This is a genomic window from Mesorhizobium sp. WSM4837 (assembly GCF_055811435.1).
Genome location: NZ_JBVVQE010000001.1, coordinates 165,740 through 191,055 on the forward strand (window position 1 = coordinate 165,740; position 25,316 = coordinate 191,055).

The 25,316-nt window shown below is 62.8% G+C and carries 15 protein-coding genes; 10 read left to right on the plus strand and 5 right to left on the minus strand.

The window, feature by feature from the left end:
• Position 1 precedes the first annotated feature (1 nt).
• The gene (locus AC0L3D_RS00800) at positions 2-964 is read left to right on the plus strand and encodes a LysR family transcriptional regulator (RefSeq protein ID WP_473627384.1); all 963 of its coding nucleotides are present in this window, start codon (positions 2-4) and stop codon (positions 962-964) included.
• Here the strand turns inward: AC0L3D_RS00800 and AC0L3D_RS00805 are convergent.
• Together AC0L3D_RS00805 and AC0L3D_RS00810 are read right to left on the minus strand one after the other, a co-directional pair.
• A complete protein-coding gene (locus AC0L3D_RS00805; RefSeq protein WP_473642709.1) occupies positions 937-12,612 on the minus strand; it encodes a LysM peptidoglycan-binding domain-containing protein in 11,676 nt (3,891 codons plus the stop codon). The two genes, AC0L3D_RS00800 and AC0L3D_RS00805, sit on opposite strands and share 28 nt — an antisense overlap.
• Positions 12,613-12,701: 89 nt before the next feature.
• Positions 12,702-13,562 carry a MurR/RpiR family transcriptional regulator gene (locus AC0L3D_RS00810; RefSeq protein WP_473642711.1) on the minus strand — a complete coding sequence of 287 codons (861 nt, stop codon included), beginning with the start codon at positions 13,560-13,562 and terminating at the stop codon, positions 12,702-12,704.
• Positions 13,563-13,776: 214 nt separating this feature from the next.
• Here AC0L3D_RS00810 and AC0L3D_RS00815 point away from each other — a divergent pair, with 214 nt between their 5' ends.
• From AC0L3D_RS00815 to AC0L3D_RS00845, 7 genes are all read left to right on the plus strand, one after another.
• Entirely contained in the window at positions 13,777-13,956 is a 180-nt protein-coding gene (locus AC0L3D_RS00815) for a hypothetical protein (protein ID WP_023799517.1), read from the plus strand.
• A gap of 118 nt (positions 13,957-14,074) precedes the next feature.
• Positions 14,075-15,034, plus strand: coding sequence for a SctD/MshK family protein (locus tag AC0L3D_RS00820; RefSeq protein WP_473627388.1), 960 nt, complete (start codon positions 14,075-14,077; stop codon positions 15,032-15,034).
• Positions 15,031-15,471, plus strand: a complete 441-nt coding sequence (locus AC0L3D_RS00825; RefSeq protein WP_473627390.1) for a hypothetical protein — start codon at positions 15,031-15,033, stop codon at positions 15,469-15,471. The genes AC0L3D_RS00820 and AC0L3D_RS00825 overlap by 4 nt, the downstream gene beginning before the upstream one ends.
• 17 nt (positions 15,472-15,488) lie before the next feature.
• Positions 15,489-15,800, plus strand: a complete 312-nt coding sequence (locus tag AC0L3D_RS00830; RefSeq protein WP_287171961.1) for a tetratricopeptide repeat protein — start codon at positions 15,489-15,491, stop codon at positions 15,798-15,800.
• On the plus strand, positions 15,797-17,959 hold the full coding sequence (gene sctV, locus AC0L3D_RS00835) for a type III secretion system export apparatus subunit SctV (protein ID WP_473627392.1): 2,163 nt from the start codon (positions 15,797-15,799) through the stop codon (positions 17,957-17,959). The genes AC0L3D_RS00830 and sctV overlap by 4 nt, the downstream gene beginning before the upstream one ends.
• A 57-nt stretch (positions 17,960-18,016) precedes the next feature.
• Positions 18,017-19,366, plus strand: a complete 1,350-nt coding sequence (locus AC0L3D_RS00840; protein WP_287171963.1) for a type II and III secretion system protein family protein — start codon at positions 18,017-18,019, stop codon at positions 19,364-19,366.
• Between the two features lie 13 nt (positions 19,367-19,379).
• A complete protein-coding gene (locus AC0L3D_RS00845) occupies positions 19,380-19,829 on the plus strand; it encodes a hypothetical protein (RefSeq protein ID WP_473642713.1) in 450 nt (149 codons plus the stop codon).
• Between the two features lie 239 nt (positions 19,830-20,068).
• Here AC0L3D_RS00845 and AC0L3D_RS00850 read toward each other — a convergent pair whose 3' ends face one another.
• The gene (locus tag AC0L3D_RS00850; RefSeq protein WP_473642714.1) at positions 20,069-20,872 is read right to left on the minus strand and encodes a tetratricopeptide repeat protein; all 804 of its coding nucleotides are present in this window, start codon (positions 20,870-20,872) and stop codon (positions 20,069-20,071) included.
• Positions 20,873-20,956: 84 nt separating this feature from the next.
• On the opposite strand from AC0L3D_RS00850, the gene AC0L3D_RS00855 reads away from it, so the two are divergent.
• The gene (locus tag AC0L3D_RS00855) at positions 20,957-21,997 is read left to right on the plus strand and encodes an EscU/YscU/HrcU family type III secretion system export apparatus switch protein (protein WP_091590137.1); all 1,041 of its coding nucleotides are present in this window, start codon (positions 20,957-20,959) and stop codon (positions 21,995-21,997) included.
• A gap of 65 nt (positions 21,998-22,062) precedes the next feature.
• Here the strand turns inward: AC0L3D_RS00855 and AC0L3D_RS00860 are convergent, their stop codons facing one another.
• A complete protein-coding gene (locus AC0L3D_RS00860; protein WP_473642716.1) occupies positions 22,063-23,109 on the minus strand; it encodes an SGNH/GDSL hydrolase family protein in 1,047 nt (348 codons plus the stop codon).
• A 486-nt stretch (positions 23,110-23,595) separates the two neighbouring features.
• Positions 23,596-24,600 carry a hypothetical protein gene (locus AC0L3D_RS00865; RefSeq protein WP_473642718.1) on the minus strand — a complete coding sequence of 335 codons (1,005 nt, stop codon included), beginning with the start codon at positions 24,598-24,600 and terminating at the stop codon, positions 23,596-23,598.
• Positions 24,601-24,624: 24 nt separating this feature from the next.
• Here AC0L3D_RS00865 and AC0L3D_RS00870 point away from each other — a divergent pair, with 24 nt between their 5' ends.
• Entirely contained in the window at positions 24,625-25,263 is a 639-nt protein-coding gene (locus AC0L3D_RS00870) for a hypothetical protein (protein WP_128172191.1), read from the plus strand.
• Positions 25,264-25,316: the final 53 nt, after the last annotated feature.

A 25,316-nucleotide genomic window follows, 5' to 3' on the forward strand; every position in this document is an offset into this window, starting at 1 on the left:
CGTGATACCTTTCAACATCAAGCAGCTCGAAACCTTTCTCCTGGTGGCGACGTTCGGAAGCTTTCGCAGGGCGGCGGAGCGCCTGAACACCACGCAGCCGGCGGTGTCCACCCGAATAGCCGGGCTGGAGGAAGCGCTTGGCGCCAAGCTGTTCGAGCGGCAGAGCAGCACGGTCAGGCTGACCGCCGAGGGACAACGGCTGCTGCCACCTGCCCAACGGGTTCTGCGCGTCGCGGAGCGGCTGCAGCTGATGGCCAGCTCGCTTTCAGAGACGTCAGAGACGACGAGGGTGCTACGGCTTGGCGTCGCCGAAACGATCGTGCACACCTGGCTGCCGGATTTCCTCAAGGCGCTGAAAGCAAACTTTCCGCTCGTCGATACCGATATCGTCGTCGATGCGACGACGACCCTTCGCAACGAACTCATGTCACATCGGCTCGATCTTGCGGTGCTGATGGGCCCTGTCCTGGAGTACAGCATCGAGAATATCGAGATGCCGTCCTTTCCGCTTGTCTGGGTCTGCTCGCCGCAATTGGAATTGCCCAACCGGCGCAAGGTGACGCTGAACGACCTGATGCAGTTTCCGATCATCAGCTACGCCCGCACCACGCGACCCTACAGCGAACTCTACCGCAAGCTCACCGGCGAATTCGAAGAGACGCCGCGCATCTTTCCGGCCAATTCGCTGGCCGCTTCCATCACGATGACACTCAACCGGATCGGCATAGCCTCGCTGCCCGAGGGCGTCGTCCAGGACTATCTCGCAAGCGGAAAACTGCGCATCGTCGAATGCGAATGGCACCCGTCCGACCTGCAGTTCACCGCCTCCTACTCTTCCGAACCCTCCAATCCGATAGCGGAGCGGGCGGCAAAGCTGGCCGGCTGCGTTGCGCATGCCTATGCTGCGAGAACCGACAAGCTCAGGCCCGCGGTTTCTCAGCCGACCAAGGTGGCCGGCAGGTAGATGCGGTCGCCTGAGAAGATCACATCCGGGCTCATTATATGGTCCATGTTGAGCACCACCGTCTCGGCCACATCCGCGGAATGGGTCCTGGCGATCAGGCGAATGCTGTCGCCGTTCTTGACCTCGACCCACTGGTAGCCGTCTTGCTCCAGCGTTGGATTGGTGCGGCCCGCAGGGTTGCTGCTGCCGTCGGCATGCGCCTCGACATGATCGCCGGAAACCCAGCCACTATGCATTTCGCCGTCCGGCCCGAAACCTTCGACCGGTATCCAGGCCTCCCCTGACTCGTCTGCCGAAGGCGCGGCGGTCTGCTCGACGAAGCTCCCGGGTTGCAGAACCGTCACCACGGTCGAATCCCCGTCAGGCTGGGTCCGCAAGTTCAGGCCGTCATCGGCCAGCACGGCGAGTTGCGGGAAGTCCTGCGGCGGGGTTTGCGTCCCGGGATCAGGCTGCTCGGTCTGTTCGTCCGGCGGCGCGCCCTCGACACCGGAAGGATCGTTACCCGGCGCGGTCTGTTCGTCCGGTAGCGCGCCATCGACGCCGGAAGGTGCGTCGCCCGGCGCGGTCGGGTCGGTCGGCGGCGTCTTGCCGGTGTTCCATGGCTGGTCGTCCAGCGCATCCCAGGCAAACAGCAGCATGCCGACGCCGAAGGTCACGCCAAGCGCGATGCGATCGGCGATCCCCCAGCGCGCGTCGGACTTTGCCCGGGCGTCGATCTGCTCTGGCGTCCTCGGCACGGCCCGGCGGTTGAGCAGATCGGTGCGCGCGGCCGACACCCAGAACTCGGCGCTGCCGACGGTGAACAAGGCGCCCGCCGTCGCGGCCAGCGGCGAGTGCAGGTTCTGTGCCGTGTAGAGAAGGGAGCCGAAGACATAACCAGGACCGGCCAGATGCTCGGCCACGTTCCGCAACACCGGCCGTCCGGCGATCGACTGCAGCGCGGATTTCGTGCCGTAGATCACATTGCCCAGCGAGAAGGAACCGTTCAACCAGACATTGTCGCCGCGCAGCAGCCCAGCGGCCGAGCCTGGAGACGAGAAGATGAACGACGCCCCGCTCGCGGCATTGAGGGCGCGTCCCAGCGGCTTGTGATTTGCCGTGGCGTTCGGAAAGACCGATTGCGCGCTGAAGACGATGCCGCGCACGCCGAACGCAACGCCCGCAGCCGTCGCGGCCCAATGCGGTGGCAGTATCTGCCATACCGTGTAGGAGGAGCCGGCCATTGGACCAAAGGTCGCGACCAACTGCGCGTTCTCCTTGATGCGGGCGAGGGTCAGCGCCTGATCGACGGCCGCAGTTTGATCCGGCGTCATGATCTTCTTGTGGGTCGCCCGATAAGTGGTCATCTGCAGCACCGAAAGCGCGTTCGTTTGCTCCGTCGACATCCAAGTAAATTGCCTGGGCGTGAACTTGCGCAACTGGCCGGGGCTCAACTCGCCAAGCTGCTTCGGCGTCAGCGCCGCTATCTGCTGTTTCGTCAGCGCCTCGATCTGATGAATGGTCAGAGCGTCAAGCTGCTCCCGCATCAGTGCCGAGACGTGGCGTGGAGACAGCTTTGCCATTGTCGCAGGATTGCGTGCCGCGACGAGAGCTGGGTCCAGCGCCGCAAACTGGGTGGCATTGAGATGGCTGAATTGGGCAGGCCGCATGGCGGTGACCTGTTCCAGCGTAAGGGCGTTGCGCTGCTCGTCACTGAGCTTGGCGATCTGATCGGGCGTCAGCTTGCGCACCTGCTCGATGGTCAATCCGGCGAGTTGCTCTTGCGAGAAGGCCGCGACCTGATCCGGCCGCAAGCCGGTGATCCGGCCAGAGGCAACAGCCTGCAATTTGCTTGGCCTGATCGCCTGGAGCTGTTCGCCACCCAGCGCCCGCAACTGCTTCGGTGGAAGCGCGGCAAGCTGATCGAACGTCAACTGCCGGATCTGCTCGGGGCTCAGCGCAGCCACCTGCTCAGGCGGCAGCTTGGCGATGTTCTCCGGCTTGATGGCGTGCAATTGCGGACCGGTCAGCCCGGCAATCTTATCGGCTGCAAGCGCTCTGACCTCCGGCCCGGTCGGTGCCCGCACAGGTTCGGCAAATCCCGGCTCCGCGGCGAAACTCGCCGGAAGCTCAAGGCTGATGATGTTTCCGCTGACGGGGTCTAAAACCGCCCTGCCCCGGTCAGGCGCCGGCGGCCATGTCGCGGCTGTCGGCGTTTCGGCAGCACTATTCTCTGTCGGCGGCGTTTCGCCGGCCACGGCCGGGGGTTCGTGGCCGACCACCGCGGCCACTGGCGGCGGCGGCGCTTCGGCCTGTTCTGGCGCATCCCAGAACTCGTCGGCCGGCCGCAAGATCACCTGCGGGCGTTTTTGTGTCGATCCGCCAGGCGCGACGGCATCCTCATTGCGCGTGAACTCACCGACGAAATTGCCGTCCGGATCCATCATCCGCCAGCCATGGACCTCGTTCCATGGTATGCTGCCGTCGATTGCAGTCTCGTCGACACGGGCCATGCTGTCGCTGACCGGCCGGCCCATCGCCTCGAACTCGGTCGGGACGTGGAGGCGCGGTCTACTCGGATTGAGCGTGTAGAGATAGGTATGGCCCTGCTGCCGCGCGGCCCGTGACTCTTCCGAAACGAAAGCCTTGGCGCCCGAGATCGACTGGCTGGTGCCAACGAAACGGCCATGGGTATTGCCCAGCACATAGTTGCTCAGGACGATGCCTTGCGGATTGTCCACCCAGATTCCGGTCGGCGGCGGCGGCGAGAAGCCGCCGGCGTCCCTGATCTCGCTCGGCGCGCGTGTATCGGCGCGGAAAACATAGGGGCCGACATTGCCGCGCAAGGGTCTTGCGGGGTCGCCGGCGCCGTCGACGGGCAGATTGCCTTCCTCGGGAAGGCTCCCCGGCACATGGTCATCGGAAGCCCCACGTATCCAGGGCAGCACCACCGGCTCCCCGGTTTCCGGATCGCGATGCAGAATATGCGACTTGTGAGCCAAGGTCGGGTCGTCGCCGCGGAGTTGCGGACCATCCGCAGGCGGCACGTATACGTTCTCCGCGCTCTTGGGCGGCGTCCCGAGATACCTCACGGTGGCCGTTTCGCCATTCTCGTCCACGATCCGAACCGTTTTTTCCGACGACCCCGGGCCCAGCGCCGGAGGGGTGTCATCCGACGGCCCTAGGCCCAGTGGCGGCGGGGTTCCATCCGGCCGTCCCGAGCCCAGTGCTGGCGGGGTCGGCGGCGAATTGTGCAGCACATCCTGTTCGAGCAGCCGGTTGAGGTAATGCGCCTGCGTGGGCGTCAGCTCGCTGCGGGCCTGCTGGTCCAGCTGTTGCCGCAACGCTTTCCATGCTGGCCGGCTCATGCCGTCTGGCCGTCCGCCGGCGAGTTGGTCCGGATATGGCGCCACGCCCAGTTCCGGGAACACATCCAACACGCGCTGACCAGCGAACTTTAAATCGCCGTGCGGCGATGCCGCAACCTCTGCGAGATAGGCGTCGAGATGCTGCAGAACGTCCGGCGTCAGTTGCCCCCCCGAAGTCTCCAGCGCGGAGAAAACCTTTTGCGCGCCTTCGGAGGATCCGGGATGCGCGCGGGCGGTACGGGCATGCGGGTCAACATCCTTCCTCACCGAGCCGAGTTCCACCGTCGTTAGCGGCAATGGCCCATAGTTCAGGGCGAGACCGGCGCCGTGGTCCTTGCGGTCCAGGCGGTTGAGCGGCCCGGCGCCCGTCTCGCGCGGAACGCCCTCGAAGGCGGGGGTGCCGCGCCAGGGTTCCTTGCCGCCTCCGAAGGGCGCCATGACGTTGTAGTTGCGGTAGAGGAGACGATCCTCGAAACCCGGCACCTTGCCTTCGGAGCTATAGTGGCTGGCGCCACCTCTCGCCGCCTCCTCCCAGAAAGAGGCTGCCCGTTGACTGAGCGGGCCAGGCTCCCTGTGCGTATATCCCGGCCGGCCGCCTTCGCCGCCGAGATAGCGCAGCGTGCGATTGACGTAGGCCCCGCTCAGAGAGAAGCCAAAGATGGATAGTGAAACGCCAGCGGCTTTTTCGTTCTGGAACGTGTTCTTCGACAGCATCGGCGCCGATGCGACCCACTGGGCGGAGGGAGCCGCCGCCTCATCATAAGCGAAATTCGGCCGGTATCCATTGACGAAGAGTTTCTGGCCCTTCGCATCGTTGGGATGGACCGGGAGCAGGAAGCCGGTGCCGCCGTCGGGGCCGTTGTTCTTCAGGCTGAGTTCGCCATAGACCTGACGGCTGGGCAGCGGCACTTTGAGGCCGATGCCGAGCATCGATCCGCCGAGCGTGATCGTGCGGCCGTCGGGGCCGAGGATCCACCCGGCAGCCAGCAAGGCGCCGTTGGTCACCACGTCGTTCAGCACGGGGCCGCCCAGGACATTGGCTTCGTGTTCCTGCAGGAACCAGGAGACAGTGGCGCGGTCGGACCGCCAGACCCCTTGTGCATCGGTGAAGAATGTCGGGGCGCGCCACGAACTCGCCTTGTCGGCATTCAGCAACCGCTCCAGCAGGACGGGCACCTCGCTGTTGATCTCGGTCCCGGCCCTGGGCTTGCTTGCGGGCAGCGCTTTCTCCAGCGCGTGCGCGAGCGACTGGACCGCGGGGTCCGCAGATTTCTGCTGGTTGGCGGCGTAACCGCGCATCTCTCGCCAAAGATACGGCGTCCAGGTGTCGTGGCCGGACAGGACCTCATCATTGTAGCGGCCTTCCGGCGAAAGCTTGCCGGCGGGTTTGAACGAAGAGCCCGGCTGAAGCTTCGGACCGAAAACCCACGTGCTGCCACTGTCGGCCGCCAGGACCTGCATGAGCGCATCCTGCTGCGCGGCAGTCACGGCCTTGCCGGGCTTGGTGGCGCGCCCCTTGAAAAACGGCGAGGCGTCATTTGCCGCGGCGGCAAGGTTCGGATCGGTGGAGCCTGATGCAGCCTTGAGGTAATCGCCGACGATGCCACGGCCGGCATCGGTCCAGCCGGCTTTTCCTGGCAGCGCCCCTGCGGTAAGGAACTGCTCGCCGCGCGGCAGCCTGGCGTCGGACGACAGGCAGAGTTGGTCGATCACTTCTCCCGGCGACAGATGCGGCAACTTGCCCTGTGCGCTGAACACCTGGAGGGTCGTCAGGCCGTTCATCGAAAGCTGGCCGGCCGGCTTGGAGCCGGTGAACGGGCTGTTGCGGTCGGCGTTGAGCATTTCGCCAAGCGCATGATGCTGAGCCGGCGTCATGTCCGTGCCGGACTGAGGCAAGGCCCTGCCCCCGAGTTGCACTCTGGTCATGGTCACCGCATCGCGGACGACAGGATCGCTGGAGCGTTCGAGAGAATTGAGGTAGTCGCCGACGAGTTGCAGCTGCTCGGGCGTCCATATCGGCGCGGGCGTTGCCGCATCGTCGGGAAGCGCCGGCAAGGTCGTGGCCATGGTTTCGCCGAGCGCCGAGCGACGGCTGACTTCCGGATTCTTGGCAGGATCGAACGCATGGACTTCCCGTGCCGGGGTGTTGACCCTGAGCTGGCCGTTCGGCGTGGTTATCGACCCGCGATTGGCGCGTTCGACGGTCGGGCCGGAACCCAGGTAGCCGGCATCCGTCGCATGCTCGCCCAATGGGACGATGTCGGGGACGATGTCGCGGGTCATGCTCGCCTGCGGGCCGGCGACGACGACCTTGGCCGGCAGGTATTCGCCGCCGGCCTCGACATAGATGTCCTGTCCGGCGGTGACGCCGTCCTGCGGAACCGGCCGGTGATAGATGCTGTCGACCAGTTCGCCGAGCTTCGGATAATCATAGCGAGGCTCGGTGTTCAGGTAACGCGTGCCGATGCGCCGCAGGCCGGCTTTGACTGCAGTGAACGTCTGGCCGAAGCTGTACGGGTTTGACGAGCGATTGTTGATGATCGGCGTGCCGTCGGGCCGAACCGGGCTAGGGTGCTCGGTGTCCGTCACGGGCGGTGGCTCGGTGCGGGCCTTATCGGCTGTCCAGCGGCCATCGGCGCCGAGATAAAGAACCGGCAAGGAAGGGTCGAGCTCGACAGGAGCCGGCACCGGCTCCGGCGCCGCCGTGATCGCCTTGGGTTCGGGTATGGCGACAACCCTCTGGCCTTCCGGCAGGTTGAAATCGACCAGCATCTCGCCGGTATGGCGGTTGCCGAGAGTGTAGCGCATCAACGGGCGGCTGCCTTCCGCCCCGCGTGTTTCCGTTTCGGACTGGAGCAGGACCTCGTCCGGGGTGGCCAGCACGGCCGGGTCGGAAGGGCGTGCGCCGTCGAGGTAGCCCGTCTGCTGCGGATCCTTGCCGCTGGTGTAGACGTATTCCGCGGGATTGGGGCTTGGCATGCCGGTGAACGTCTTGGTCGCCGGGTCCCAGACGAGCCGCAAGCCGCTCTCGGCCGGGCGCGTCGTTCCATCGCCGCGGACCGGCGGAACCACAATCGGATCGCCGTCGGCGGGGACGCGCACATTCTGCTCACGCGCTCCCTGGGCGTCTCGGTCGCTGGCATTCTCGGGATCGCCGCGCTCACCCGGGGCGCTCGGCCGTTCATCGTGGACGTTGATAACCGTCCCCTCGATAACGGGGTGACTGGGATCGTGGAAGACCAGCTTGTCGGTCGGGCGATAGACGCCGTCGGTGCCTTGCTCATGCACAACCATCGGCCTCGATGATTGTCCGTCGCCTGATGGATCACCTTTGCCGCCCGTGGGCGGCAGCGGGTTCGGACCGTCGGACTCGCCGGCCGGCAGCGCCCGTGGACCGGTTGGACCGTCAGCCCCTCCCGTGTTGTCAAACCCGTCCCGGGCGCTGAAACCGGCTCCCTGCTGGCCGGATGTTTCGCCGGCCACATCGCCGTCGATGATGATCTCATCCGGGTCCGGCATGACCTGCTCGCCGGTCGGCCTGTAGACACCGTCAGCGCCCATCTCGTAGACGGCCCGCGGTTGCGGCCCCGAATCCGGAAAAGTTCCGCTCCGGGTACCGCCCGTTCCAGGCATGTTGGACAACAGCGAACGGCCGCCCAGCCCCGTGCCGACAGTGCCGACGCCTATGCCCACGACTGCGTTCGCGAGCTCGAGCAGGGACATCTCGCCGCCATGCGCCGCCAGATCTTCCACCGATTTGCCGAGCAACGGAACACCGGTAACCACGGCGCCGGCATCGAGGCCCCACGCAGCGTTGGTCAGCCTGTTGCCGCTTTGCATGAACTCCGAAACCTTACCAGCATAAGAGGCCTCCTCTACGTTCACCTGGAATCTGCCGATGCCCCAGCTGGCATCCTTCATGCGGGTCATCCCGAAGCCGCCCGCGAAAGCCTGGGATCTGGACAGGCTTGTCTTTGCCAAGCCGAATGTGCGCAGGGCACCCGCGCCCACGGGCAGGAACGCAGTTACGCCGGTGGCGATATTCCAACCCGACTGGCTGTCGAAGTCGCCGCCCTGCAGGAGGTGATCACCCTCTTTGATCAGAGCCTTGCCGCCAAGGATTGAACCGGAGCCGATCGCGATGGGAATCGCCCATTGGCCACCCGGCACGAACGAGACGATGGTGGAGACACCGGCGACGATGCCAAGACCAATGTCGGTAGCTTTGTCCCAGAAATCCACTTTGCGTGCGTCGGCCACTTCCAGTTCGTCGAGCGAAAAACCATCCTCGCCGAGCGACATGTCGCCGCCCTTGGCCATGACCAGATTGCCCTTCTCGCCGAAGAGGCGATTCTCGTGCTGGAATTCATCGAAGGTGCTGTAATATTTACCCGCCCTGTCGACATAGCCGATTTCGTCGCCGCCGCTCTTGATCGCGAACAAAGCCGTCGTCAATTCCTTGCCGCGGTCAAGGGAGAAGATCGGCACGATCTTGACCTCGGCGTCGTCGCCGCCGCGGTCGGTGATTTCTTCGGTGACCTTTTGGACGTCTTCACTCGACGCGTCGAGCCCGAGGGTCTGACCAACGGCAGTGCTGAGTTGGTCCGGCGTATATGTCTCGTATTCGCCGGTGAAGCCGGCCTCGTAGAGGTTCTCGAACTGGACCTGATATCCAGCCAGCGCCTGGTCCTTGTGTTCTTCAAAATACTCGTACTTGAGTTTCGCCTCATGCTCGGCGGAACCGTATTCGAGAAGCTTGGGGTGGCTTGCGGAAAAAGCGTACCAGTCGCGCCCAGCCACCATCGCCGGCCGCACGTTTTCTTCCCAGTCCTCCAATTGGTTCTTTTCGGTCTCCGCTTGGCCTCGATCGATTTCCGCGGCCGCAACTTCGGGGTGCACCCACAGCTTCTGGCCGTCTATTTCGATCTGGACCCACTTGCCGCTGTCGCCGATTGCGCCCGGCCCCTGCTCTTCGTATGCCGCGGCAACCTCCGGCGCGACCCACAGGGCGCGGCCGTTCACCGTGATCTTCACCGCCGTCTCGCCCGGCTTGAGCGTGCCAGCGGGCGCCTCTACGGTTCCCGGCCCGTAGTCGGTGATCGCCTGGTCGCGTGCCGTCGTCGCGTCGACGAGCGCCGTTTTCGCATCTCTCAATCCGGCATCAAACTGATCGACCTGCACGCCGACAACCTTCGACTTGGCCGCGTCCAGCGCCGATTGCGATCCCGTTCCGTTGGCTGTGCATACCGGCGCCGACGATGTGTCTTGCGTCGAGGCCAGCATCTCCTGCCACTGCTTGTTGAGCGGATCGTTGCGGAAATCTTCCCTGATACCCTCGTCGTTGAGGTCATATGTCAGGGCAGATTTATGTACATTGGTGTCATCCCCGTTCTCATCGGTGAAAGTATAGTTCTCATAGACGGTAACGACATAGAGTTGACCGTTCTCCTCGACTATGTCCTGCGATTCTATCTTGCCGGTAAAGTCACCATGTCCATTGGTATACCCTCCCCAATCGAAATGGTGCGGGTTCCTTTCCTGCGCCTGCGCAAGCAGTTGCTGCTTGAGAGGCTCCATGATTACGGCAAGATCCGCCGCCTCTGCCTGTGCAACCCCATACTCCTGATATGCCTCGGCCAAGGTCACCTGATTGGCCGCGGCCCCCTGGAGCGTTTGCAGACCTTCAAGCCGCTCTTCGATGGCCGTGTATTCTGGGCTTCCAGGCTTGGCATCGGTAAGCTTCAGCTCCAGCTCGGTCGAGCTGATCATTTGATCGATCGTGGCCTTGTTGCCGTTGGCGGTGTGTAGCGAAACGTTTGTAAAGAGCTCGGCGACCTCCGCGTGCGCGGCCTTTCCTTGTTGGTTGGTTTCCTCGGCACTGGGGCCGTCCGGGCTGCTGACAGCCGTCTGGTTGGGATCGCTGAGCGTCGGCAGGTCTACCTGTTTGTCGATCGCTTCGAGAAGTGACGTCTGGCCCTGCTCGTATTCGGCCCGGGCGGTGCTGGCGCTTTCAAGCGCATTGTTGGCGAGGATCAACCGGCTTTGCGCATCTGCCAGTGTGCCCTTCGGCTCGGGCGGCTTCCAATCCAGTCCATAAGGCGCCAACGCCTTGTCGAGCGTTGACTCGGCACCCTCCATGGCGTTCTTGAATTCAGGGTCCAGCGCATAGACGTCGAGCTGTGCCGCGCTCTGCGCAGCCTTTGCTTCTGCCTCACCCAAGTTCGCAATCGCCACGTTCTCGGCTGCGATCGCCTTGGCCACCTCCGGGTCGAACCATTTCCAGCTCCCGTCGACCAGCAATGGCACCCACTTCCCGCCCGAAGGAGCCGTGGGTGACGGTGGGTTGCCGTAGGGACCAACCGACGTGGGGCCACCGTCGAGAGTCGCGCCGGTTGCGTCTTGTCCCGGACCATACAATTCCATTGCAGCGACCACGGCCTGCTGCTTTTCAAGCGCCTCCGTGGTCAGCTCCGGCGTCGCTCCGCCGAATATGCCGTCCAGCATCGTCTTGAGTATCTGGTCTTCCTTGGCCTGTTGCGGGTCACTGCTGTTCGGGTTGATGTCCAGCAGCAGCTCGGCGAGCGCCTGTTGCGCGGTGCCGGCCGCGATATCGGTGACGGCGCCGGTCGTTGCGTTGGTCAGCGTGATCTTGCCGTCCGGCGACGTGGTCATTGTATAGCCGTTGAACGTCACCTCGACGGTGGTGTTGGTACCGCCCTCGATCACCACGGTTTCCCCGGGATGAATAAGGTCGGGATCGCGCGGAGAGGTGAACAGCTCCGGATTACTCTCGGCGAGATCCTCCAGCGTCACACCATGCGCCTCGGCGATGTCGCTCAGATTGTCACCGGGTTGGACCTCGTAATCGATCGGCTCGCCATCCCCCAGCGTCTCGACAATGGTCTCGGTGCGCCGGCCGTCCTTGTCGACGACGATCGTCGTTTCGGTGTTGTTCTTAGGGTCGACGATGGTGGTGGTCTGCTCGCCGGTCTCGGTGTTGCGCTCGGTGTGGCTGGTCCTGCCATTGCCGTCGACCGTATCGGTCGTCTCGGTATTCCCCTCGATGGTCGTCACCGAAGTCGAACCGTGTTGGTAGTCGTTGTTGTAGGTGACCGTCTTGCCGGTCTCCGGATCCGTGACGACGATCTGCAGGGTTTCGCCCGGGTCGCCGCCCTGCGTCACCTCGAGGCCGGCGGCGTTCAGCTCGGCGATCACCTGCTCGGGCGTGAGATCGCTCGCCTCGGCGATCTCCTCGATGCTCATGCCCTCGGCAAGCTGCTCCTGGATCGACGCCGCGCCCGAGCCGTCGGCGGTCTGGGTCTGCGCCAGGATTACTTCGTCGCCATCCGGCCCCGTGACCGTCGTTACCGGCAAGGCGACGCTGTTGTTGGGCGTTACCGTCTCAACCTTTGCGCCGTTCGGCAGGGCCTTCTCCACCGTGACGGTGCCGTCGGCAGCCGTGTGGGTGGTGGTGGTGATGCCGGTCTGCGGGTTCGACGTGCGTTCGGTGACCGCGCCGTCGCCGAGATCGTCCACCAGCGTGGTCGTGATCGCGCCCGTCTGCGCGTCGACGCTGGTGGTTTCCTTGCGGCCGAGATCGTCACGGATCGGCGATGACGTCGCCTGCATGTCGGGGCCGGTCTCTTCGGTGTAGTAGCCGCCGTGCTGATAATCCTGGTTTTCGGTGATCGTGCGGTCTCCGGCGGTGATCACCACCGTGCGGGTGTCGCCGTTGGCATGCTCGGTCGCTACCGCCGTCATGCCGCCGGCATTCAGAGCCGCCACCACATCCTCGGGAGCCACGCCCTGCTCGGCGGCGATGTTGTCGATGCTTTTGCCACCATCGATCGCCTTGAGGATGTCGTTCGCCTTGGCGTTCGGCGCCTCGACTTTCGGCGCCTTGACTTCCAGCGCTTTGACTTCCGGCGCCTTGACTTCCGGCGAAACAACGAGGTTTGGCGCGCCGCCGAGATCCTGCGTGAAAAGCGCCGGCGCGGCGGTGGCGCCGCCATTGCCGTTTGCCGTGGTGACCGCGGCAGGCAGCTCCGGTCCTGGCTGCGCCGGGGCGGTCGACTGTGGCGACGGGGCAGTCGGCTGCGCCGTCGTCAGATCCGCATTGACCTGCGTCAGCCGCTGGCGGGCGCCCGCGGCCGCGTCGGCCTCGCCCATCTTGTTGGCGAGCCGGATTTCATTTTGCAATTTCGTGGCTTCCGCCTGCAGCCGCGTAATCTGCTCGGCATTGGCCTTTGGATCGACCCTGGGCGGCGGCGGCGGCTTGACGGTGTTAATCGGGCGGATCATCAAACAACCTCCGGAGCCGGTCCAGTCCTGGTTCAGGCAGTCTGCCTGCCGTCAACGCCCCCGCGCCCGACAGTGGAAGCCCCAGAAGCTTACCGCGGCGGCTTCCAATAAATGCCGAAAGCAGCGAGTTGCTCTTCCGACTGTCTTACTCGTTCGGCAGCATTCACTTCAGACTGCACAGCCGTCAGTGCCGCCAGAATCTCGACGGCGGCGAACGCCGGCGCCATGCTGCGAAAGAACGACTGCGAATTTGCCGTAACGATGATGGTCTCCCGCGCGATCCGGGCCAGCGGCGACACGCTGCTGTCGGTGATTGCCACCACGCCGACACCCTGCCTGGCCGACTGGCGCGCCACGTCGATCGTCGTTCGTTCATAAGGCGACATGCCCACAGCAAGGAGCACGTCGCCGCGTCCCGCGCCCTGCAAGGCATCCAGACCATGTCCGCCCGTCTCGCCGACAAGCGTCACATTGCGGTCGCCGCCAGCCAGAAACGACATGATGTGAACGAAGTGGCTGGCGACCGGATAACCGGAGCGCGCGCCGAGACCAAACAGATTGCGTGATCGTGCAAGGAGGTCTGCGGCGGCGATGAATTGCGAGGCATTGCCGTACTCACCCAGACTTGAAACCTGCGCCGCGAGCGTGTCGGCGACAACCCCTGCAGTCGAATATCCGGGAACGCCACCCTGGTCGGCACCCCGTCGCACCGGCTCACCGGCGCCTGTCTCACGCAGCGCGCGCGCATAAAGGCTGCGCATATCCTCATAGCCTTCAAGGCCAAGCCATCGCGCCAACCGCATCATCGTGCTGTGCGAAACGCCGGCCTGATGCGCCTGCTCGCGCATCGACATCAGTGCGACATCCTTAGGATGGTCCAGCACGAAACGCGCGGCGACCCGCAGCTGCGGCGGCATATTCTCGAACCGTTCGACCAACAGCTCCGCCAAAGGACCTTGTTCCATTCTGCCATACCCCATTTACCCCGATGGCAGGTTACTCCTCCAATGGTGGCAATGCAACAGTTGGAACCGAACTGGTTCATATATTCCAAGTGGACTTTCATTTTCGATCACGCTGCCTTAAGCTGCTTTCGCAACCTGCCGGATCGCGTCGACGTGATTCCGGAGTTTGTGACTTGAATGGTCCCTCAAGGAGACAATGATGGCTACCCCTCCCATTACGTCCGGCGCTGCCGGGTCGCCGGAACAGAACCTGGACAAGATGATCAAGCATCAGGAGCGCATGTTTAGCCTCGAGATCACAAAAGAGATCGCGAAGTCCCAACATGACATGCTGATGAGCACCGCGAGGACGCTCGGCCAGTCGGCTGAAAAGGCCTAGGCCGGATTCTCGAACCATGCGCCGCCGCAAGCACCCGGCGGCGCACGTCCACGGCACGAACGTTTCGATGCCGTTGTCAGGCTGCATCTGAATTGTCATCAGCGGGAGATGAAGTGGCATGACCGCTCATTCTATCGGCATCGCCAGCACCCCGGCATCGCGACATTCCGTTGCGCTCAGCGTGACGCACGGATTTCACGCGGGCGCCCAACTCAGCCTGGTCGAGCCTCTGTATACGGTCGGCTCGAGCACGGAGTCCGAAATAGTCCTCAGGGACGCCGGCATCGCACCGGTCCACGCAAGATTGCGGCGCAAGGGCAGCCAGATTGAAATCGAAGCCGTCGGCGGCGATGTCACGCTCGCCACCGGCGAGGTCATCCGTGAAGGCCAGGGCCGCCGCTGCAAGCTGCCGCTTTCGATGAGCATCGGCGATGCCCATATCCGGCTGGTCAACCCGGAACGCCCGCCGAATCGCTGGTCTGTTTCCAATCGCCCCCTGCTGGTTGCGGGCAGCGTTCTCTTTGCCGTTTTCGCTGTTTCCGTCGCCGCCAATGGGTTCTCCTTCGCCGAGCCCGACATTGGCAAAAAGCTGTCCGCTCAAGTCGATAAACCGATCACGTTGGCCTTCGCTGGCGAGGCCGGGCAGAGTGTTCTGGACGATCCATCGCCGACACAAGCCCCGAGCGCCGCCGACGCGGAACGCCAGCTCAAGCTGCGCCTCGAGCAATCCGGCATCAGCACATTGACCGTTCAGCAATCACCTGGACGGCTCGTCGTTTCGGGCATGATCGCCAATGACAAGAATGCTGCCTGGACCGAAACGCAATCCTGGTTCGACCAGGCGTTCGGCGCGCACATCTCCCTCGCCTCCAATGTCATGATCGGCAACGCCGAGCAGGCTCCGCGCCTGAGGCTGCAGGCGATCTGGTATGGCGAGCGGCCCTATGTCATCGCCACCGACGGCGCGCGCTATCATGAGGGCGCATTCACCAATGACGGCTGGACCGTCAAGCGCATTGGCGAGACGGAACTTCTCCTGACGAAGGGCGGCGCCACGGTCGCGCTGAAATATCCGTGAACCGCCGGCTTGAAGGGCCGCGATTCGATACGGCAAGGATGGATACAACCGGCCGCGAGGTGCGGCAGGCGGAAGGCGTGCGTGGTCAGGCAATCAACCGTCGGCGGATGAACGGCGTCGACAAGGCCGCAAGCCGGGCCCAGGGGACGACATCGGCCGCTGGTACGGAAAAGCCAGGAACCGCGGAATTCCAGTCCTCTCGGGGCACGAACAGCGAATCACTCGACGAGGCGCTCATCAACTTCGTCATGCCTGGTATTCCCGAGCCTGCAATCCTGCGTCGCTCGGTACCCATTCTCCAGCATTTTGTAACGCATCTGGTTGCCGGCCTTGAGGGAGGCGAGCCACTCAAGACACTTGCCAGAACGCTGATGGAGGATGAAATCGAGCGTCATCGCGATCTGCTTGCCCGGATACAGGAAGGAATCGAAACCTGACTGATCCGCATGACACAGTGCATCTGCTGCATGTCCTGGGCTATCTCTACGGGTGTCACGGGCAGGCAAAGCGGGGCGCGGCATATCTGCTTATCGCGGCGCAGCTGTCGCCGGGAAATGCCGGCGTTCTGCGCACGCTGGCGCATCTGCTCATACTCGATGGCGAAGCGGACAAGGCGCTTGCCACCATTGCCAGGCTGGAGACGCTCGAGGGAATGGACCACCCGACGCTGGCGTTGCTGAAGAGCCGCGCGTTGATTGTGGCCGGCCGCAAGGCCGAGGCGCACAATGCCTTGCGGAGCTTCCTGTCGCATCGAGCCGCCGAATGACGGTATCGGAACGCCTTCTGCAGTTCCTTGCCAAGCTGTCACGCCGTAGCGATCTGGTCATTGCCATCCTGATGCTCGTTGCAGTGGTGATGATGCTCATTCCATTGCCGACCTTCCTCGTCGACATTCTCATCACCGCCAATATCGCCGTCAGCGTGCTTATCCTGCTGGCTTCGTTTTATGTTTCTCATCCGCTCCAGTTCTCGTCGCTGCCATCGGTCATCCTCATCGCCACCTTGTTCCGGCTGGCGATCACGATCACGACCACGCGACTGATCCTCCTCCAGGCCGACGCAGGCGAGATCGTTTCCGCCTTCGGTAGTTTCGTCGTCGGCGGCAGTATTGCCGTGGGCCTGGTGATCTTCCTGATCATCACCGTTGCGCAGTTCATCGTGGTTGCGCGGGGTGCGGAACGCGTTGCCGAAGTTGCCGCGCGCTTTACGCTCGATGCGCTGCCCGGCAAGCAGATGAGCATCGATGCGGAGTTGCGCAACGGAGACATCGATCAGGCGGAGGCACGCCGGCTTCGCCAGCAGCTTGAGCGTGAAAGCCAGTTGTTTGGCGCGATGGATGGCGCCATGAAATTCGTCAAGGGCGACGTCATCGCCGGCATTGTCATCATTCTGGTCAACCTGATCGGCGGTTTCGCGATCGGAACGCTGCAGCACGATATGTCGCTGGGCGACGCCGCCGTCACCTACTCACTGCTCACGGTGGGTGACGGGCTGATCGCGCAGATACCGGCACTGCTTGTCGCCGTGGCCGCCGGCACGATGGTGACGCGTGTCGGCAGCTCGGACGGCACGAGCGACCTTGGCAAGCAAATAACCAGCCAGCTGCTGCGCGACCCCCGTGCACTCGCACTCGCCGCGGTGATCATGGTCGGACTGGCCATAGTGCCGGGTTTTCCGTCCCTTGTGTTCCTGATCCTTGGTGCCTGCTTCGGCGCGGGCGCCTATGCGATCAATCGCCGTACCGCGGGGGAATCCGAGCTCAGCGATATCGGCCAGATCGCGGTGGCCGAACAAGCCGGCAAACCGGCATCGCTTTCATCAACGGCCGTCGGAACACTGCCTTCTTCATCCCGCATCGTCGCACGCTTCGGGACCGAACTCGGACGCTCGGTCCCGGAACCCGAATTCGCCACGCTCGCTGATGGCGTGCGCCGCGAGCTTTTCAGCGATCTCGGTGTCGACGTTCCGGCTATCGGCCTGCAGGTCGACGAGAAGCTTTCAGCGAGAAGCATGCGCATCGATCTGGAGGGCGCACCCATCCTGGATGTTGAAATCCCCGCCGGCCGCGTTCTTGTCGAAGCGGACCCCACGCATCTCGATCTGCTCGATGTGACTTACGAAAAGGGCTCTCCGATTGCCGGTCGGCGCAAATTCATGTGGGTCGATGATCGCCACCTTTCGGCGTTGAAGGAAGCCGGCTTCGTCTTCTCCACGCCGGCGCAAACAGCGGCCAGATGGACCGGAAATGCACTTCGGCTCTATGCCGGCCATTTCGTCGGGATCCAGGAGACCCGCAGGCTGCTGTCGGACATGGAGCCGGACTATGCGGATCTGGTCAGACAGGCGCAGGAGATCGTGCCGCTGCAGAAAATCGCCGAGGTGCTTCGGCGACTTGTCGGCGAAAACGTGCCGATCCGCAACCTGCGCCTGATCCTCGAAGCGCTGATCGAATGGGGTCAACGCGAACAGGACGTCGTTCTGCTTACGGAATATATCCGCACGTCCTTGAAACGCCAGATCAGCTTCCGCTTCGCTGGCCGTAACAACATCATCGCAGCCTATGTTCTGCAGCGCTCGGCCGAGGATATCCTGCGAAACGCGGTGCAAAGCACATCGACCGGCACGTTCCTGAACCTTTCGGATGATGATGCACAGGCATTGATCGCCGAAATCGAACGAGCCTTGTCGCAGAACGCCACCGATGTCTCACCCGTCGTCCTCGCGGCGATGGATGTGCGCCGTCATATGCGAAGCCTGCTCACGCACAATGCCATCGAGCTTCCGGTCCTGTCCTTCCAGGAAATCGCACAGGAATTCAACGTCCAGCCATTGGCCACGATATCCGGCCGCTCGGGCGTGGCACGCAACGTCTCTCGATCGCTGCCGTCGGCTGAGGCGAAAGCCGGACAAGAGGCAGCCTCATGATGCCAGCCGGGCGGATTGGGACAATTGGGGGGACTACATGCTCAAGAGGGGAACGGCATGACAATTCACGATACCGCAGCAGGCGTTCGATCCGCCACTTTCGCCGGGCGGATGCGCTGGCTCGCTATCGCGACGGTTGCCGTCTTGCTGGCGTTTTTGTTCACATATACCGACGCTATGGCACAGGATGTGTCGCCATTGCCGAGCCGGCCAACGGTCGACCTGCCGGTCGGGCAAGGACGCCTGCTGCGCTTCAATGAACCCGTCGAATCCGTCCTGATCGCCGACACCACGATCGCGGACCTTCAGGTCGTGTCGCCGGGGATGGTCTATGTCTTCGGCCTAAAACCCGGCCTGACCAACCTCATTGCAATCACGGCCGATGAGCGGGTCGAGGCAACGGCCCAGTTCCGCGTCACCCCCGACGTCACGCCTGCCAACGAAGCGAAAGACGCAATGCAGCCGAACTCGGCGACAAATCTCTCGATCTTCGGGACCCGCATTGTTGCGACCGGCGAGGCACAAGGCGTCGAGGAGGCAACGGATGTCGACAATATCGCGCGCACGTTCTCGCCGCCGGAACAGCCGCCGCTGAACAACATGACCGTGCAGGGGTCGCAGCAGGTCAATATCCGGGTCCGTTTCGCCGAAGTCTCGCGCACTGAGCTGCAGTCCTACGGCGTCGACTGGTCTGTCGGATACAGGAGCGGCGGTTTTGAGTTCAACATGTTCCAGGACAATGGCGTGCCCTCCGGCACCGGCAATCTTGGTTTGAGCATGGACCAGGCGCAGGGCATCAACTTCGACATTCTCATCGAAGCGCTGCAACGCAACGGCGTTGTCAAGATACTGGCCGAACCGAACCTGACAGCGATGACCGGTCAGACCGCGAGCTTTCTTGCCGGCGGCGAAATCCCGGTTCCGATTCCGCAAGGAACGGACGTCGTTACCGTTCAATACAAGTCGTTCGGCGTTTCCCTCGGGTTCACCCCTACGCTGATCGGCCGCGATCGCATTGCGCTCCATGTTCAGCCGGAAGTCAGTTCCTTGTCGGAAGCAGGCTCAGTCAGCGCCAATGGCTTTGCCATGCCGAGTTTCGTCGTGCGCAGGGCTGACACCACGGTCGAAGTGGCGAGCGGCCAGACCTTTGCGATCGCCGGTCTTTTCCAGCAGCGGACCTCGCGTAATCTGGAAAAGTTTCCGGTTCTCGGCGATGTGCCAGTGCTTGGCCCGCTTTTTCAGTCACAGCGCTTCCAGCGCGAAGAGACGGAACTGGTGATCCTGATCACGCCCTATCTGGTCGAGCCGGTGCGCGACAGCCTCGCCACGCCGCTCGATCGTCCGGCGGCCAAGCGCCACAGGAAGCGCGCCAATGACGCATCGGCGATGGGCCTGATCATCAAGTAGCGGGGAACCGGACATGACATTTCGCATCGCATTGTGCTCTGTTCTTCCGGTGCTGCTTCTGGTCGGCTGCGCGAACGGCCGGCAGCAGCCGCAGGAATATTCTCCCGGCTACAGCTATGTTTCGACCGACACCGGCGGCTCGCAGAAGGGCGTCGACGGCTCCATCCTTGCTCCCAATGCATGTCTGAACCAACCGGTCGATGACGACCGTTCTGCCGCTGCGACCAATCTGACGATCGTCACCGGCGTCGGCTCCCACCTGCCGCCCGGCTGCGCCAACGCCTACAATCTTCAACGCATGGCCGAAAGCCAGCGGGACCTCGTCGAGGCCCGGCGCATGGGGGCGGCGGCGGCCGCGCCGACGGCAAATGCCGCGCGGCGCTACCTCAATGGCGAAGAGGCGCCGATCGGTGGAGCCAACAGCGGGCCGCCGACGCCGCAAACAACGCTGCCAGTCGAGTGAGCCGATGCGGCCTTGCAAAAGCGCGTCGCGTTTGCGCGACATGCATTAGTTTGTCCGGTTGTTTGCGCGTCGGGCTCGACCCGACTTGGCTTTGCGCTTTCCGGACCGATGCGCTAGAGCGGTTCATCGTTTCACGGAAACGCCGAACCGCTCTATCTCCTTGTTTTTGCGCAATTCCCAAGGGAAAGCGCTATGCGCTTTTCCCGGGAAAATCGTTTCACACTTTTCCTGGAATTGCTCTAGCCGAGGATAGAGCCGAGCGCTTTCGCCCTTGCCTGTGTGCTGCCCTTCGACCGGATGGTTCTGGCACGCGCAAGCAAGGTATTCACCTCCTTGGTCGCCAGGCCGATCGGCGGCGAGGCCCTGACCTGATCGGCCTGGCCAAGAAGTCCGTAGACCACCACGACGTTGCGCTTGTGATGCAACTGCGCATTGGGTGCGGCGGAGATCTTCTGGACCAGCGGGAGTGCTGTGGCGGAATTGCCTTCGAGCGCCGCGGCCAACGCCATGTTGCTCTCGACGTCGAGATCCCCCGGCGCAAGTTTCAACGCCTGAGCAAAAGTGGTCTGCGCCTCCGCCGTCTGGCCGGCGAATGTCTGCGCCACGCCCAGCCTGATATAGGCGCTGCTGGTGTTGACCAGCGGCGCGGCCTGCGCGAGCGCGCGCATGCCGGCATCGATATCGCCCGTTTCCATAATCGCCGAGCCAAGCCCGAGCATTGCCCCTCCGTCATTGGGCGCTTTTGCCAGCGCGGCCTGATAGGCTCTAGCCGCCTCGGCGGGATAGCCCGCTCGCATATAGGCCTCGCCCGCCTTGACGAAGGCGCTCGGCTTGGCATCCGGCATCGCTGCCGCGCGCTGGTAGAGCGCGATTGCGGTGCCACTGTCTCCCTGCGCATGGATATCGTCCGCAAGCTTGATCAGACGCTCCGATGGCGACGACGGGCCCTGTGCCTTTGCCTGCTCGGTGTCGGTTTTGGTCGTCTGACAACCGGTCACCGCCAGCATGGCGACGACGGGCAAGAACACGACGTGCAGCCGCATATCCACCTCTCCGTATTCAAGCCCGCCGCACCTTACACACGGCCCTGGCCGACTGGAACCACAACAGTGCGATAAGATTGCAACATGGCCGAAGAAGCTGAGGAAAAGAAACTACCGGCGTCCGACAAGAAGCTTCGCGACGCTCGCCGCAAAGGCCAGGTTTCGCAGAGCCGCGACCTGGCCTCCGGCTTCACGCTTTTCGCAGCGCTTGGCTATCTTTATTTCGCCTGGCCGATGCTGTTCGGGCACCTTTCGGAACTCGTGCAGACCGTGACCACCCCCGGCGATTCGTTCGTTGAAGTCAGCCTGCAGGCTATCCGCCATTCGTTGTCATTGCTGATGCTTGCCACCTTGCCGCTGGTCGGAATCGTTGTCGTTCTCGCCGTGGTCTTCGGCATGCTGGGAACGTTCGGGCCGGTCTTCTCGTTTGAGCCGCTCAAGCCGCAATTCGATCACATAAACCCGGCGAAGGGTCTTCAGAAGATCCTGTCGCTGCGCAACGTCGTCGAGTTCACCAAAGGCCTGGCCAAGGTGGTGTTGCTGGCCGGCCTGTTCGCATTCCTTTTGATCGCGTGGCTGCAGCCGCTCTTCGATGCACCGGGATGCGCTCCGTCATGCCTGGAGCCAATTATAAAAGCGGTGCTGACACCGCTTGGAATTGCCGCTGCCCTGGCCTTTGTCGTCATCGGCGTGATCGATGTTCCTATTCAGCGCTGGCTGTTCCTGCGCGACATGCGCATGACGACAACCGAATACAAGCGCGAAAACAAGGACCTCGAAGGCGATCCGTTGATTCGACATGAACAGCAGCGACAGCGGCGTGAGGCCGTGATGCAACCGGCGAAGCTGGGCGTGAAAAACGCGGTCATCGTTTTCGTGTCCGGTGACCGCTCAGTGGCATTGCGTTACGTCAGGGGTGAAACGCCGGTGCCGACGGTCGTCGGCAAGGGCCAGGGCCGAGCGGCTGACGAGATGACGGCTCAAGCACGCCAGGCAGGTATTCCGGTGATCGAGGATGCGGCCGTCGCCGGCCCACTCTTCGAAAATACGAACACCGGAGCTTACATCGGCCAGGAGATGTTCCCACCGGTCGTACGCCATCTTGTCCGGCTCGGGCTCACTTGAGCCATGCGCGAACCGACCTTGCCGCAATGCCTGAGCAGCGCGGCAAGGTCAGCAGCGACAGCCGACTACTTGGCTGAACCCAACAGGACGTCGAGATCGACCGCGTCTGCCATTGCCTTGTATCCCGCGTCGTTGGGATGGAGGTTATCGCCGCAGTCGTAGTCGTCTCGCAGATACCCCGGCTTGGCCGGGTCTTCCATCACCTTGTCGAAGTCGACCACGCCATCGAAGCCGCCGCCGGTGCGGATCCATTCGTTCACCGCGACGCGAATCTTTTCTTTCTCGGGCGTGTAGTAACCCTCGGTGGGAAGTCCTTTGAAGGTTTCGGCGAAGGGGGTCAACGTCGCGCCGACAATGCGTATGCCATGGGCGTGCGCGCGATCGATGAGTTGTTTGTATCCGGTGATGATGTCTTGCGCCGTCGGTTCCTTGTCGTCCGGCGTGATTGCATTTTCGCCGGGCCAGCCGATATCGTTGATGCCCATCATAAGGACGACGGTCGAGACTTTGGGATGGCTCAGTATATCAGAATCGAAACGTCCCAAGGCATTGACACCCATACCGTCGGTCAACACGCGATTGCCCGAAAAGGCTTCGTTGACCACCGCGACCTTGCGGTTGGCCTCCTGCAATCGCTTGGCGATATGGTCCGGCCAGCGATTATTGGCGTCAGGGGTCGAGCAATTCCCATCCGTGATGGAATCCCCGAAAAACACGATCGCCTCGGATTCCGGCACGGCGTCAACCCATATGTCGCTCAGAAACAGGCGCGATTTGAGTGTGCTGTCAGCCTTGAACGCAGCCTCGTTTGTGAAATTGCCCGGGCCGGAGATGTAGGCGGTTTGCACGCCATCCCAATGCACCGACGACAACGCCGTCTTCTTCGGCAGGAAAATGCTGACCGAGATCTCGGAAAGCGCTTCTGCCGAGAGAGCGATGGGGTCGCTGAGGATCGGAGCTCCCGGCGGAACGACCACAGAACTATTGCCGCCCCAGGTCAGAGGCTTCAAGGTCGCCTGATCGACGTTGCCGCCCTTGCCTGCTATTGCGACGCTGCCGGCACCGATGGGCAGCGGCTTTTCGCCGAAAGCATTCGACAGCACGACCCGCACGCTATTGCCGCCAACGCTGATGCGGGCGACCTGGCGGACGGTCTGGTTCTCCTATACCTCCGGCACTCCGAAAGGCGCAGGAAGATCATCCGACCAGCGCGGAGCAGGTGTGGCAGCCCAAGTGGTGATCCAGGCTGCCTTTTCGGCGCCTTGTGCCGAAAAACCTGCAATCGCGGAACCGGCCGCCGCAGCTGCACATATCAGGATGATCTGACGTCGACTCCGTTTCCTCCCTGCGGCGGTAGAAAGCTCCGATGAAACCTTATCCGTGAAAACCAAAGGCCTGTTGAGCCGCATTTTTATCTCCTCCTCGAGACATGCTGGTAATGCCGCCGCCGGGCTCATTATGACGGGCTGCCTAGGGAATGAAATTCGACTTCCGTGGCAATTTTGGACCAGCGTCAGGAGCAAGGATTGCGAGCGTGGAAACTGGTGCTGCCTTATAGTCAACTCGCGTGCTGAACGTCCGCTGCGCCCTCGCCGGATTCACTGGCGGACATCGATCCTGGGGCCCAATGTCTGGGTCATGACCCGCCGCACGACCTTGCCATCCGCGACATCGAGGCAGACGGTATCGACCAGGTATCGATACGCCACGATGTCGCGAGGCTCCAGCGCCGCAAAAGCGCGGTGCAGGGACGGCATGGAATAATGATGGTGTGGATAGAAGTTATAACCGACCGCAACAGCCGAGCTCGCCAGGTTCACGGCGCGATTGTGCTGGCTAAGAATAAACGGCGCCGGGCGGGCCGCATCGTAGTCAGGCGGCGTGATCGGCTGTTCGACTGGATAGGCGCACTCGTTCGTAAGCTTCATGATCTCGTAGTTGGACGAGGCAATTTCCGACGACTTTGGCTGCACCTTCCTGATCCCGATCTGGCCCCAGGCTGAGGTCGGAACGTGGCCGGATTCACGACGATATTCCTGATAGCCGAAGTGACGGGCATAGAGCAGATAGGAGGCGTCGCGGAAAAAGCTCGGTGCGACCCGCACCCAGTCACCTTCTTTCGTCAGCGCCTCGAAATGTGCTTGCCGGATTTGCCTTGAATCGTACCAGCCGAGCCGCGCGTTATAAAAGACCGCGTCGCCGAATATGGTGAGAACAATCCCGGTTACGATGGCAGTCGTGGAAAACGAACTTTCCTTCATTCTCGTCAGAGCCGCGACGATCAGACTGTTCAAGATGATCCAGTGCAGAAAAAGGGCGCCGCTCAGAAGGAAGATCCCGATATGCATGATATCGAAGAACGCGGTCAGCCCGATGAGCCACCGCCTGCGCAAAAAAGCGAGAAAGCATAGAAGCTGCGCAGCAAGGATAACGACATTCATCGGAACCTGGACCGCCTTGACCGCTTCATAAGCATGAGCGAGCAGCGATTCGGAAAAGCCCAGCGGGGCCGCGCCCAACCCGTACCCGGCCAGCATGATGGAACTGGTCGGGTTCTCGAGGATCCAGCTCAACGGCCCTCCGTCAAGCGTGACCTTGGCCATCCCGGACATGAAGTAGTTGCCAAAATGGGCGCCGATCCCAGCCAGCAGCAGTATGCCGGCAGCCTGGGCCGCGAACTCCCTGGTTCCGAGTTCGCCAACGCTGGGCAGGTTCCTGGTGAAGAGCTTCAGCCGGCTCAAACTCTGCAGCAGGCCAAGGGCCAACAGGCCACAGGCCAGGAAGAGACCGACCTCAATCAAGGGCGCATAGTCGTTGCGGCCCAGTTCCGCAGCATCGGAAACTGCCCGCGTGACGTTCTTGTGGAAGGCGAAATAGACCATCGGGAAAATGGCGAAGGATGGCCGCAGGATCGAAAAAAGCGCCGCCACAAGCGCGATCAGGCGAGAATAGACGAGTACATTGCCCAACGCGTCGGCGCGAGCTGCGTCGGCAATGCCGAGTTCGTCTCCAAGCCCGAAGCTGAAGAGGCCCAGCGTTATCGACAGTCCGACGACGATGATGCGCGCAGCCCGCGCCTCGGCGGGATAGCGCACGAATGCAAAAAGGCAGCAAAGCAGAGCCAACCCGATGGCGCTGACCGTGGCGAGGGCAGGATCGTGCCACGCCACGCGGGATGCCGCCTTCTCGTACAACAGGATCGGAACGACCCCGCACAGGACCGGGAAAAAAAGAAGGGCTGCAAGGACATAACGCTCAACGGGTGAACGGTCGATGCCGACTGACGGCCAACGCCGGGCGCTGCCCGCTCCGATGCTCA

Excerpts from the sequence above, each read along its gene's own strand:
- AC0L3D_RS00805 (WP_473642709.1), bottom strand. The coding sequence starts at position 12,612 with ATGATCCGCCCGATTAACACCGTCAAGCCGCCGCCGCCGCCCAGGGTC.
- AC0L3D_RS00815 (WP_023799517.1), top strand. The coding sequence starts at position 13,777 with ATGGCTACCCCTCCCATTACGTCCGGCGCTGCCGGGTCGCCGGAACAG.
- AC0L3D_RS00820 (WP_473627388.1), top strand. The coding sequence starts at position 14,075 with ATGACCGCTCATTCTATCGGCATCGCCAGCACCCCGGCATCGCGACAT.
- sctV (WP_473627392.1), top strand. The coding sequence starts at position 15,797 with ATGACGGTATCGGAACGCCTTCTGCAGTTCCTTGCCAAGCTGTCACGC.
- AC0L3D_RS00840 (WP_287171963.1), top strand. The coding sequence starts at position 18,017 with ATGACAATTCACGATACCGCAGCAGGCGTTCGATCCGCCACTTTCGCC.
- AC0L3D_RS00845 (WP_473642713.1), top strand. The coding sequence starts at position 19,380 with ATGACATTTCGCATCGCATTGTGCTCTGTTCTTCCGGTGCTGCTTCTG.
- AC0L3D_RS00850 (WP_473642714.1), bottom strand. The coding sequence starts at position 20,872 with ATGCGGCTGCACGTCGTGTTCTTGCCCGTCGTCGCCATGCTGGCGGTG.
- AC0L3D_RS00855 (WP_091590137.1), top strand. The coding sequence starts at position 20,957 with ATGGCCGAAGAAGCTGAGGAAAAGAAACTACCGGCGTCCGACAAGAAG.
- AC0L3D_RS00865 (WP_473642718.1), bottom strand. The coding sequence starts at position 24,600 with ATGGCCAAGGTCACGCTTGACGGAGGGCCGTTGAGCTGGATCCTCGAG.
- AC0L3D_RS00870 (WP_128172191.1), top strand. The coding sequence starts at position 24,625 with ATGGGCGCCGATCCCAGCCAGCAGCAGTATGCCGGCAGCCTGGGCCGC.